This is a genomic window from Gardnerella sp. DNF00747 (assembly GCF_049262675.1).
Lineage (GTDB): Bacteria > Actinomycetota > Actinomycetes > Actinomycetales > Bifidobacteriaceae > Bifidobacterium > Bifidobacterium swidsinskii.
The window spans coordinates 556,988-570,509 of the sequence record NZ_CP058394.1; the positions used below are offsets into that span (position 1 = coordinate 556,988).

The following is a 13,522-nucleotide window of genomic DNA, read 5'->3' on the forward strand; positions in this document are numbered from 1 at the left end:
AACGTGCATGCGTCCTCGCTCAGTGCGAAAAATCTCAAATCTCTACCACGCTAATATCCACACGACTGAAGGGCAGTGAGTATTGAAATTTAACATAGAGTGTGTGAGTGTATATAAATGTATATCTATGTATATATGCACAAAATAAATGCAATTTATTCTAAACATGTGTTTAGAATCGACGTTAAAAATGTAATCTAGCTTACATTTGCTATATTAATTTTGACCGCAAAAACCTGCCGAAAACGTTGAAATAAAGTCTCGCGGGGGGGGGGTTAGTAGGCTATGCATCATAACAGATACATTGCAAAATATTCATATATTAGGTATTATTGAACATAAATCTCAACAAGGGATTCGTGCTTTTGAAAGCTGAGTGGAAGTTTTATATGTATCTGATTGTAGTTCAATCAGCGTTTGATTACTACATAAAGCTCTTCACTAATAAATTCATAAAGACTTATTCAGAGAGAATCGATATTAAGGAGATATCATTATGATAAATTCAAATTCCGGAAAGCACGCACGCAAGGTTACATTGGATGCTGCAGTAAGTAACGCGATTGCGAAGGCTGTGGATGCTCGCAAGGTGGCGGCGTTTACGGTTGGCGCTGCAGGCGTGTTAGCTGGTGCGTCGTTCGCTTTTGGTGCAACTCCGGCAATGGCGGCGGAGGTGAGTGGTACTCCTGATACTAAGCCGGATGTAGCTCAGACGCCTGTGACTGCTGGTGAGAATGCTGGGACTGGTAAGAAGGCTGAAGCTGGCGATAAGAATCAGACTGAAGCTAATAAAGAGGCTGGGTATAAGGCTGAGAATACCAATAAGCAGGCTGAGCAGAAATCCGAGAATACTGTAAATACTGATGGTACTGAAAATAAATCGACTGTTGTAAAGATTCGTGGTAAGCGCTCGTTGCCTGATGCTCAGCCAACCGACGAGACTGCAACTGAAAATCAAGATCGCGCTTCTGATGGTTCAGCAGGTCAAGATCCTAATAAAATTAATCCAGACACAACGGATACCTCTAATACCAAGATTGATATTGACGAGAATAACGCTGACACTATGCCGAACGTGTATGGCTGGGGAAGCTCAGACAATACATACAGCGTAGATGGTGAAAAGCATACTATTACTTTCCATTTTGCAAAGCCAAAAGATGGCAATATTACCAGTATCGCTATTTTCCCTGCTAAGACGAATGGTTTCAATAATGAGAAAAGTGAGAGAGGTATTGATTTTTACTCGAAAAATTCAGGTAAACACCAAGCTTATTCTGGCGAATATGAGTTTACTGCGAATAATGATGGTTCTGCTGACCTTAAGATGACAACTCTTTTTAGGGATGGTAACCTTAATGGAGGCGCTGAGAAGTATACAGCCAGTCGCTCTATTTTCGTGTACGTAACTAAAGATAATAACGAAACTGTTGCTTATAAAACAAACGTATTCCGTGCTGTAACGCTTGTGCCGCCAAAAACTTCCGGCTCTGTGGTGCTTAAGTATAACGAGCAGCTTACTCCTGAAAAGGTTCAATCAGCAATTACTGCCGCTGGCAATATTGAGACAGCGCGTAGTGATAAGAAGTCTGTAAATAATCAGCTTTCTGATAAATTTACAGAAAATATTAACGTAAAAGCTGATGGTGCTTACGACAAGACTGCATTTGAGGCTATTAATAAGGAAACCTCAGCTCAAGGCGCAACGGATAAGACTTACGTAGCTGGCGCGAATACGCTTAACACCTATATGGTTACGGATTTGGGCTTTAAGTCGCAAGCTATTCCACTTACTGTTGCGCGCTACGATACGCGTATCGAAAAGCCGATTGTGGACGACCTGTCCAAGGTTTCCGATGATGTAAAAACCGAAATTAAACGCAAGCTTGCGCACCTTAATCACGTAAGCCAAGATCAGGTGACCATTAACGACCAGGGTGAAGTCACTATCAACTTTGCTGGCGTGGATGCTAAGGACGCTCCTAAGATTGCACTCAGTGACCTTGTGTTGAAGAAGCTTGCTGAGAAGGATGTCGTCGTTCCAGCTGGCGAGAAAGCAGTCTTTGTGGCTAACCCACTTGGATACTCAAATGCTGAACTTGACCGAATCAAGCAGGCTATTTTCGAAGCTAACAAAGACAACAAAGAGCTTGGCCTTACCAGCACAGATCAGATTTCGCTTTCGTACCTTACTGGCGATCTTACTGCATCTGGTGATGCTAATAAGGGTATCTCTAATGGTCAGGCGGAAAACAAGATTACCGTTAAGATCAAGACTGACAAGTCAGTTGCTGAGTTTACATCTAATGTAAAAGAGAGCAAGCTCACCAAGCTTCCAGACATCCGCAAGGATTACGACGTTACTTGGACTAAGACTAAGATTGATGGTCGCGATACCGACGAAGGTATTTCTTGGAGTAATGATCAGAAAACCACTATTATCTACCGTTACGATCCAACTAAAGCAGAAGAATTTGATACAACAAAGATTCTTGGTTTGCTGAAAGCTAAACCAAAGGATCCAAAGTCTGGTTTGCGCGACCTTACAGGCGGCGAGACGCTTGCCTATGAAGGTACAAGTACTCATTCGCGCAAGTCGCACATGAACTATGCGTTGCAAAATGAAGAGCCAACGGGCGAGCTTACGCTTGGCAATATGGGTGGCGCTTATTGGTCTGGGAATCAGAAAGTTTCTAATTCTGACGTAGACCTCGGTGATAATTTATCAGATGCTGGTTCGTATTCATGGGATACAGAGGCTGGCTCTGTAACGGTGGCTGCTAAAAAGGGCAAGATTTTCAAGGCGCGTCTGTTTGTTGAGCCGTATGCAATGACATACTATAAGCATGTTTATCTGGAGCAAGGCCGCAATCCAGGCAATACAGCAAAGGCAATTAACGTTATCTTTGTGCCGCAGACGAATCATAAGACGAAAGACCTTTCGGATTCGATTGGCGAGCACAAGACCGAAAACGTTGAGGGCAAGGATGTTCCAACACAGTCGAAGTATTACAACGCGTCTGCTGATAAGAAAGAGGCGTATGAAAAGGCATTAAAGACTGCAACAGACTTGCTTGCAACTGTTAAGGACAAGCAAGAAAAAGACCTTACCGAAGAGCAGAAGGCGCAAATCGATAACGCTACGATTAACCTTAACAAGGCACGCGCCGAGCTTGATGGTGCTGACACCAACAAGGATAAGCTGAACGACTCGATTGATGCTAATGGTAAGGCTGCAGAAGGCACTACCGCCGCAACTGGCACGCAAGCAACAAACCAGTTCAAGAACGTAAGCGACCCTGACTTCAAGAAGGCAGACGGTTCTGATGATAAGGACAGAAACGAAGCTGCTAAGAAGGCAAAGACAGATTACGACAAGGCTCTTGAGGAAGCTAATAAGGTAAAGGAAGACAAGAACGCCACGCAGAAGGCTGTTGACGACGCTAAGGCTAAGCTTGATGCTGCGCGCGAAAAGCTTAACGACTTTACCACCAACAAGGATGAGTTGAATAATGCCATCGCTCAGCATGGTAAGGTGAACACGGGCGATGCAAAGAAGACTGATCCTGCAGAGAAGCTTAAGACCGCCGACCCAACCTACCAGAACTCTACTCCTGAGCAGCGCAAAGCCTACGATGACGCTGTAAAGAAGGCAAACGAGCTTTCTAAGGATCCAAACGCTTCCCAGAAGGAAGTGAACGAGGCTATCAAGAAGCTTAAGGACGCTAAGGATGCGCTCGACAAGAACGCAACCGACAAGGCTCCTCTTGACGCTGCGGTTCAAAAGAGCTTAGATAAAGATCCTAACAAGCATAGCGTGTTCTACACGAACGCCAAGAATAAGACTGGCGACGAGGCTGCTAAAAAGGCTGTTGAGGATTACGATAAGGCGCTTGCAGAAGCTAAGAGAGTGCTTGGTGACAAGAATGCTACAAAGGCCGATGTAGATAAGGCTAAGAAAGATCTTGAAGATGCTGAAAAGGTACTTTATGCCGACAAATACTCTACCGATAAAACCGATCTTGGTAAAGCTATTGCGGACAACTTCAGCGGTTATTTGATGCCAGCCTACTTCAACGCGTTTGATAAAGCGCAAGCAGGCGACGAGCAGGCTAAGAAAGACTTCAAAGCCTATAACGACGCTTATCACGCTGCAAAAGACTTGATGGATGAATTAAATAAGCCTGGGAGCACCGTAGATCAGAAAAAGGTTGATGCGGTTAAAGAGCAGCTAATCGCTGCTCGCAAGATTATTGACACCTACGAAACCGACACCAGCAGACTTTCGGCTGCTGCGCTTAATGACTTTGCAATACAACACAGCCCAGCCTACGCGAATTTGAAAGAACTTGCCGAAAAGCAAAATCCTAGTGAAGAAGAAAAAGCTAAGGTAGAAGCTGCTAAAAAGGCTAAGGAAGCGTATGAAAAGGCAGCAGCGAAACTAACAGCTGCGCTTACTAACACGCTTCCGAAGGATCAAGCAAATGGTCATGATATTCCTGATAACATTATCCCAAAGGAAGATGGCGACCCTAACGATAAGGACTACCTGAAAGACATTCAGGCGCACAAAAACGGTGAGCCGCTGAACAGGGATGTTGACACAATCCTTAAGGAAATGAACGAAGCAGCGAAGGCGCTGGATAAGTTTGCGACTAAGACCGACGAGCTGATTAAGTCGATTAACGAGGACGCAACCACTCATCCAAGCCCTGCGTTTAAGAACGCGTCGCAGCCAAGCTTCCAAAAGCCTGATGGCTCGGGACCGGATGATGCCAAGAACGCTGCTGCTAAAGCGGCAGCAGATGCCTACGGCAAAGCACTCAACGAAGCCAAAGACTTGCTCAAGAAGCCTGATGCTACGCAAAAGGAAGTCAATGATGCGTTGAAGAAGCTTGACGACGCTCGCAAAGAGCTTGACAAGTACAACACCGACACCACCAAGCTTGCGGAAAGCGTAAAAAAGCACGGTTCTACAGAGGGTCCTGCGCCTACGGAAGGCACGCAAACTTCTGATGCGTATCGCAATGCGTCTGATCCTCACTTCTTAACTGCTGATGGCAAGCCTGATACTAAGAAAAATGATGATGCCAAAGCGGCTAAGAAGGAGTATGATGAAGCTTTAACAAAAGCTCAGGAGCTTTTGAAGAAGCATGATGATAAAGACACGCCACTAGACGCGCAGCCAACTCAAAAAGAAATCGACGACGCACTGAAGACTCTTGACGAAGCTCGCAAGAAGCTTGAGGATAACTATAAGACTGTTACTACTGGTCTTGAGACAGAAATTAACAAGTCTACTGCTGAACATGCTCCTGCTGTTACTGAAGGCGACTTTGAAGCTACTCCAGAGTTCAAGAATGCTCAAGCTAAGACAAGCGATGGTAATGAAAATGCAGACGTTACTGCTTACAAGAATGCTCTTGCAAATGCTCGCAAGTTAGTAAGTGATGCAAAGGATACAAACAAGAAGAACAGCGAACGTCCAACGCAACAGCAGATTAACGATGCGTTCGATGCTCTTACTGCAGCTAAGAAGCAAATTACTGACAACTACAAGACGAATTTTGAAGCGTTGACTTCTGCCAAAGACTTTGCAGATGATGGCTTCAAGAAGACGCCTGAGTACAAGAATGCTCTTGCTAAGAAGACTGCTGGTGATCCAGGTGCTACAAATGACTTGGGTGAAACTGGCAAAGACACTGGCTTCGAGAATGTTCTCAATCAAATCAAGCAGAAGCTTAATGATGATAACTGGAAGAAGACAGCAACTCAGAAGTCTGTAAACAACTTGCTAAAGAAACTGCAAGCAGCTCAAGACAAGATTGCTAACAACTACAAGACTGATGCAAAGCTTCTTGAAAACGAAGTCGGCGATAAGGACGCACAGGGTCAACCTGTAACACCTCCATTCGAGGCGTCGGTTGAGTACAAGAATGCGCTTGAAAAGAAGAACGCTGGTGACGCTACTGCAACGGAAAAGCTTAAAGCTTATGCCGAGAAGCTTGCTAAAGCAAACGAGCTTATTGAAAAGGTCAAGAATCCTGATCCAAACGCAAAGCCAGAAGATCGTCCAACTCAGAAGCAGGTTGATGATGCTCTTGCGGCTTTGAAGAAGGCCAAGAAGGATATCGACGACAACTTCAAGACCAAAGTCGACGCTCTTAAGAAAGAAACGAAAGAGCTTAAGGACGACGGCGGAGCTAAGCCAGACACCGAGAAGTTCGAAAAGTCTACCGAGTACCAGAATGCTCTTGCCAAGAAGGGTGCTGACAGCAAGGATAACGCAGACATACAAGCGTACAATGACGCTTTAGCGAAAGCCAATGAACTTCTTGATCTATTCGACGAGAGTGGCAATCCAAAAGCCAACATTCCAGCTGGAAAGCAACTCCCAACTCAGCAAGAAGTTGACGAGGCTCTTAAGAATCTGAAGGAAATTAAGGATAAGATTACTAAGAACTACGTCACCAGCCCGCATGACTTGCAAGAAGAAGTTGATAAGTCGAAGGGCGGAGATACTGACACCAGAACCGACGTGTTCGAGAATACTCCAGAGTTCAAGAATGCGACTGCTAAGGGTGATGACGCTGCTAAGAAAGCTCTTGACGACTATAACAAGAAGCTCAAGGCTGCCAAGGATCTTCTTGATAAGTTTGATCGCACTACTGGAAAGCCAAAGACTGATCTTCCAGATGGTACTAAAGTCCCAACTCAAAAGCAACTTGACGATGCTCTAAAGGATCTCCAAGCCGCCAAGAAGAAGATTGCCGATGATTACAAGACTGATTCTTCCAAGCTGAAAACAGAAGCAGATGCTGATGCTAAGTTCCGTGATTCTGTATTCTTTATGATTGGAATGACTGAGGATATTGACGCCTATAACAAGGCTTTGGCTGAGGCTAACAGTGTGCTTAAGGATCCGAATGCTACTCAGGCTGAGGTTGACGCGGCTTTGAAGAAGCTTCAGGCGGCTAAGTATAAGATTAATCACCCGTTTGGCATAGGCAGTGGTGTTGGAAGCGGTAGCGGCTATGATGCTGATGCTAGTGATTCTCAGAGTGCTTCGGTTGATAAGACTGCTTTGAGAGTTGAGGTTAATAATTCTGAAGCAGATTCTTCTGCTGCGTCTAAGGCGAATACTGCTGCTGCTAGAGCTTATGTGAGTGCTTTGGCTGAGGCTAAGCGTGTGCTTGCTGATAAGAATGCTACTCAGGCTCAGGTTGATGATGCTTTGAGGAATCTTAAGGCTGCTAAGGCTGCGTTGCGTAATGCTTCCGGTAATGCTGGTGGTCTTGTTAAGACGGGTGCTGCAACTGGCTTGTTTGCAAGTCTTGCTGCAATCTTCTCCGGTCTTGGTGCTGCTGGCGTAGCTTCTCGCCGTCGTAAGCACTCTAACGAGTAGTCTATCGCGTAACTAAAATCCCTCGCAGGTTATCTTCCGATAATCCGCGAGGGATTTTTGTTTCTTCATGCTGCTGCACATGCTGTTCCTGTAGCTTTGCGCCAGTGCTTTGCAAACGGTGACTATTTGTTGCTTAAAGAACACTAGCGTCCGTGCTGAGCGAAGACATGCTCGCGCGGGTAACGCGCTCGCTACGAAACTCGCGTTGGAAGTCCACTGGACTTCCAACTTAAGCGAGTTTCCGCTCCGAGTTGCCTTCGCGCGCTAAATCGCAGCGCGAAAGCAGGTCGTCGCGCACATCATGCCAGGCACTCATACTACACACCCCACCGCAGCTTAATTTCGTGACTTTAGTTGTAGGAATTAGCGTGGTGAGATTTGAGATTTTTCGCACTGAGCACGGACGCTCGCGCGGGTAACGCGCTTGCTACGAAACTCGCGTTGGAAGTCCACTGGACTTCCAACTTAAGCGAGTTTCCGCTCCGAGTTGCCTTCGCGCGCTACGCTTTAAGTGCTTCGGCAGGTCGTCGCGCAGAGCCGCAGGCTGCTGATTCGCCAAGCGAAGAAGAAAAATCGAAAAATCTCTGCGATAGACACGGTTATTAACGATTAAATACGCAGAGTTTGGGGGATTTCTTTACGAGCACTAAAAGAGGACTGATGGAGCAACGTTCGTAGAGAACAAAGTATGCATGAGAGTCTTTAACAGCCAAAGCGACTGAAGGACGGGACGTGCGAGGAGAGAAATCCCCCAAAACTTGCGCCACGTTAAGAATGATGCCTAAAACTCGCCACGCTATGAGCGCGAAAGCAGGTAGTTTCGCAGCCTTGTACACCACCACAATGTAAAGTTGCGGTATGGAAAGTGCGAACATAACAGATAGTGCAACTACTGAAACCAACTGCAACGAAAGCTGCACAAACTCTTCCGCACTCACCTCAAGAAGCCTTATTAAAGCCGGTTTTTCTCGCCCGGATGCCGCACGTTGCGCAATGATAGCAATATGCAAAAACTGCAATAAAATATCTTTTGAAACACTACTAAGAAGCGCGCTTACAGTTGAAGATCCAGATTCTGCATTGCTTTCATTGCAAGATTTAAGTGAAGCATACCCCGAAATAATAAATAATATTTCAACTTCAAATTCGCAAGTATCTGACTCATTAACAAGCCTAATGCAAGTATTAGGTGCGTCTAACGCGTTGGCAATGCTTATGCGCACAAGACCTAATCTTATAAAAGCCGCTGCAAACGACCCGAATCATCTTTTTGCAATGACTAGGGAAGAGCGTGTAAAAGACTTACTCGAGGCAATACAAGCGTATACTGCAACAGTTGTTTCTTCTGAAAGCAGCAATTCCAACACAATTTACTTAACATCACTCGGCTTTGCGCAAGCAGTTTCTGCGCTTCGTGCGCGCTACCGTGAGCATGTTGCTGCAATTATGGCAGCTGATTTAGCGAGCACTGACCCTGTTGAAGTGCAGCCAGATATTAGTCGTAAGCTTTCCGACGCTGCCGATGCTGTTCTAGAGGCAGCGTTGTCTATTTCGCGCGGACAGGTTACTGGTTCTTCCGCATGCAGATTTGCGATTATTGCTATGGGTAAGCTTGGCGCGCAAGAAATTAACTACGTTTCCGATATTGATTTGATTTACGTTGTGGAGCCTGCGGATTTAAGCAACAAGCAGAACCAGGATGCTGCTTTGCGTGTTGGTGCTTCTATGGCGATGGTTTTGCAAAAAGTATGCCAGTCGGTGGTTATGGGCTCTGTGGAGCCTCCACTTTGGCAGATTGATACTGCGCTTCGCCCGGAAGGTAAGGATGGTCCTCTTGTTCGTAGGCTTGATTCTCATATGGAATATTATGAAAAGTGGGCGAGTAGCTGGGAGTTTCAGGCACTTTTGAAGTCGCGCCCTGCAGCAGGGGATGCGGATCTTGGAAAAGCTTATCGCGATATGGTCGAGCCGTTTATTTGGAAGGCTTCTGGTCGTGAGCATTTTGTAGCTGACTGCCAGCATATGCGTCAGCGTGTGGAGTCGCTTATTCCGGCTTCTCAACGCGATTTGGATATGAAGCTTGGTCGCGGCGGCTTGCGTGACGTGGAGTTTACTGTGCAAATGTTGCAGCTTGTGCACGGAAGTGAGGATGAGTCGCTTCGAGTAAGGGATACTATTTCCGCTTTGCAAGCGTTGGCTCAAGGTGGCTACGTCTCTAGGTCTCAGGCGGCGCTTTTGGCAGAACACTACCGTTTTGAGCGTGTTCTTGAGCATCGTCAGCAAATGTGGAGTATGCATCGCACGCATTTGTTCCCAGATTTGGGTGCGCAAGGAAACGGCGGCTTGGATCGTGCGCGCACAATTTCTACAGAGCAGCTTAACAATAATGATCAGATTTGCCGTCTTGCTCGTGCTGTGCGGCTTCGTCCGGAAGAGTTAGTTGCGCGTTTTGATAAAGCTCGTCGTGAAATTCGGCACTTGCATAAGGATATTTACTACCGTCCGATGCTTCCTATTAACGCTCAAACGGATGCGGATCCTATTGTGCTTTCGCCGGAGGCTGCTTGCGCGCGTTTTGCTTCTATTGGTTTTGCGGATGCTCGCGCCGCGCAATTGCATGTTGAAGCGCTTACGGAGGGGCTTTCTAGGGCTGCTAAAATTCACAGAATTTTGCTTCCAGCAGTGTTGAAGTGGCTTGGCGATGGGCAGAATCCGGATATGGGTTTGCTTGCGTGGCGGCGTCTTGCTGAGCGTTTTGGCGGAAAGAACACATATCTTGGTTTTTTGCGTGATTCTCCTTCTGCAGCTCAGCGTCTTTGCCACGTTTTGGCGGATTCGCGCTACTTGGGCGACGCTATGATGCAGTCGATGCAATCTATTACTTGGCTTGGTGACGACGAAGCGTTATCTGCGCGAGATAGGGCAAGTCTCGACATGCAAACTAGCGCAATGGTTGCGCGTTATGCAAGTAATATTGAGGATTTTGCGCAGTCTTTGCGCGCGCTTCGCCGGCAGGAAATTGAGCGAGTTGCTTTAGCTTGGATGTGTGGTCTAATTGATGACGATACTTCTATGCTTGCAATGAGTGATGTGTTTGATGCTATTTTAGATGCGACTTTGCAATGGTCCATGCGTGAAGCTGTGTCAGTCATGAATTTGAATGCTCCTCAAGCTGAAATTGCTATTATTGCTTTAGGTCGTTACGGTGGTAGAGAAGTAAACTTCTGTTCTGACGCAGATATTATGGTAATTTACAAGCCGGTTGGTGAAGATTGCGATTTAAACGCAGCTCACCGCTTTGCGCAAAAAACTGTAGATATTTTGCGTAATATTTTGCAAGGTCCTCTTACACTTGAACCAAAAATCATGGTCGATTTGGATTTGCGTCCGGAAGGAAAAGACGGTCCGCTTGTTCGCTCGCTAGAATCTTGCGAAAAGTATTATCGTCAATGGGCTAGCACTTGGGAGCATCAAGCGTTGTTGCGAGCGCGTTTTGCTGCAGGTTCTAAGGAGTTGGCGGATGCTTTGCTTAACGGAGTTGTAAACGAATTGCGTTACGCTGCAAATCCTCTTAGTGAATCTCAGCTTGCTGAAATTCGTAAGCTTAAAGCTCGCATGGAAGCGGAGCGTTTACCTCGAGGAGTTAGTAGGGACAGGCATTTGAAGCTTGGTCGTGGCGGTTTAAGCGATGTTGAGTGGACTGTGCAATTGATGCAATTGCAATATGCTTCAAAGCATGAGTCTTTACGAGTAGTTGGAACTATGCAAGCGTTGAAAGCATTGCAATCTGAGCATTTTATAAGCGACGAGGATGCTGAAGTTTTAAGCCGCTGCTGGCATATGTGTTCCGCGGTGCGCAACGCAAACTTCTTGTGGTCTGGCTCAATGGCTCGCGCAGATATTATTCCAACTGACTCGTATTCTTTGGGCGGAATTGCAACTTACCTTGGCTACGAGCCGAACCAGGGCCGCGTTTTTGAAAACGATCTTTTAGCAACTATGCGTCAGTGCCGTGAAATCATGTCTCGTCTTTTCTACGCTCGCTAATTTCTCAATCTTTAGTCGCTTCACATTTATTGTTGCATTCTCTTCTTTAGGTTATAATTGCAGGACGGGAGGTGATTTTAATGAAAAATGCAGTAATGAGTAATAATGTAAAAGAAAGAGCCAACACTTCAGTTTTTTATGCTGATGTTTCTGCGCCTATAAAACAAGCAGTCAGTGGTGAAAATTTAGAAGAAAATGACGAATTATTATCTACTGGTTTTGCTGCAAAACTTATGCATAGTTATAAGCAGTCAGTTTCTGGTTTAGTGCGTCCGTATGCGGATGTTTTTGCTGAGTTAGAAAAGGGCTTGTAATGAGTTCCTTTGATATTCTTGTTACTCAAGATGCAGAAAACGATTTAAAAAATATAAGAGACTATATTGCATCTAATATCTCTAAGAAAACTTCCGTAAGAATTTATTAATTTTATTAAATCTAGTATCGAAAGACTGTCTCTTTTTCCTCAGTTTGCACCTGTAGTTAAGTATGAGCCTTGGAATTCACTTGGTGTGCGTCGTATTATTGTAAAGAATTTTCTTGTTTATTATAGAGTTGTTTTAGAAGAAAATACAGTTTATATTTTGAAGGTTACTTATGGTAAACGTAATCAACAAACTGTATTGGAACAAATAGATTTATTGGATTAAGTACTTATTAAATGTTGCATAATAAGTTATAGTTCTCCGCCACTCCGGGGGTGGGGGATTCGTCAACGCTAATCAGTAAAATTACGTAGGTCGCGTGTGGTTGCGACCGTTTGCCAATTGACGGAAGGTGAGCGGTACTTATTATGACGAACGCAATTTCTAGTTCTTTACATCAAACTTTTTCTCTAAGCACAATTGCAAATTCTCTAGCTGGCAAAAGTGTTGTTACATTAGACGATATTTCAACTGCGCAAATACGAATGCTTTTAGACAAAGCGCGATACATTGATTCGCACCGTAAAGAAGTGGCTCACACTTGCGATGGCAGAGTGTTGGCCACTCTTTTTTATGAGCCGAGCACGCGCACTCGCTTAAGCTTCGAAACAGCAATGCTGCGTTTAGGCGGAAAAGTAATCGGTTTTGCAGGTGCGCAACTTTCCAGCGCGAGCAAAGGTGAGACTGTAAACGATACTTTGAAAGTCGTATCTAACTATGTTGATGTTGTTGCAATGCGTCACCCAAAGGAGGGTGCTGCTTTTGTTGCAACGCAAGCTGTGAGCACGCCTATTATTAACGCTGGCGACGGCGGTCACATGCACCCAACTCAAACTCTTGCAGACTTGGCAACGATTCTTGCGCGTTTCGGTCGCCTTAATAATCTCACTGTCGGCTTGTGCGGCGACTTAACATATGGTCGCACGGTTCACTCGCTTATTGAAACTTTGTGCCGCTTTGGAAACGTTCATTTTGTGCTGATTAGCCCGGATGAGCTTAAAACTCCGCAGTACGTAATCGACCGTATTATTGACACTCCTTCGTGCACTTACGAAGAAACTCGCGACTTGATGGAAGTTATTGGCAAGCTTGACGTGCTTTACATGACTCGCGTGCAAGAAGAGCGTTTTACAGATCGCGAGCAATACTTGCGACTTCGTGACACGTACATTTTGACTGAAGAAAAATTGCAAAAAGCAAAGCCGCATATGCCTGTGCTGCATCCGCTTCCTCGAATTAACGAGATTGCTGTTGACGTTGACGACGATCCTCGCGCAGCATACTTTGAGCAGGTTAAAAACGGTATGCTTATGCGTATGGCTTTGGAAAGTTCCGTTCTTGGAGACGAGCTTTGCGGCTACGAGCCAACTGATTTTGTAAACGTGCCAGAAGACGAATTGCGAGCAGTTGACGCACATGGAATTTCATTAACGGATCCTCGCGTGCACGTAACGGACGTGAATGCGCCTGAAGATCTTACTTGCCCGAATCCTCGTTGCATAACAAACAGCGAACTAACTCTTAAACGCAAGTTCTACAAAGCTGATTCTGTAAGGCACGAGTATCGCTGCATGTATTGCGACGAAGAAGCAGAAACTAAATAAAAAATTTAATAATATTATTATATAACTGTAAAAATTACGCAAAA

5 protein-coding genes are annotated in these 13,522 nt (G+C 45.4%); all 5 read left to right on the top strand.

Annotated elements, in window-relative coordinates; translation table 11 throughout:
* Positions 1–496 precede the first annotated feature (496 nt).
* On the top strand, positions 497–7,405 hold the full coding sequence (locus tag HXT32_RS02015; RefSeq protein WP_422119026.1) for a peptidase: 6,909 nt from the start codon (positions 497–499) through the stop codon (positions 7,403–7,405).
* Between the two features lie 858 nt (positions 7,406–8,263).
* Positions 8,264–11,452, top strand: coding sequence for a bifunctional [glutamine synthetase] adenylyltransferase/[glutamine synthetase]-adenylyl-L-tyrosine phosphorylase (locus HXT32_RS02020; protein ID WP_285089377.1), 3,189 nt, complete (start codon positions 8,264–8,266; stop codon positions 11,450–11,452).
* 80 nt (positions 11,453–11,532) lie between these two features.
* Positions 11,533–11,766, top strand: a complete 234-nt coding sequence (locus HXT32_RS02025) for a hypothetical protein (protein WP_004108587.1) — start codon at positions 11,533–11,535, stop codon at positions 11,764–11,766.
* A gap of 135 nt (positions 11,767–11,901) precedes the next feature.
* The gene (locus tag HXT32_RS02030; protein ID WP_231130979.1) at positions 11,902–12,099 is read left to right on the top strand and encodes a type II toxin-antitoxin system RelE/ParE family toxin; all 198 of its coding nucleotides are present in this window, start codon (positions 11,902–11,904) and stop codon (positions 12,097–12,099) included.
* 143 nt (positions 12,100–12,242) lie between these two features.
* Positions 12,243–13,478 carry an aspartate carbamoyltransferase gene (gene pyrB, locus HXT32_RS02035; RefSeq protein WP_033888449.1) on the top strand — a complete coding sequence of 412 codons (1,236 nt, stop codon included), beginning with the start codon at positions 12,243–12,245 and terminating at the stop codon, positions 13,476–13,478.
* The last annotated feature ends 44 nt before the right edge of the window (positions 13,479–13,522 follow it).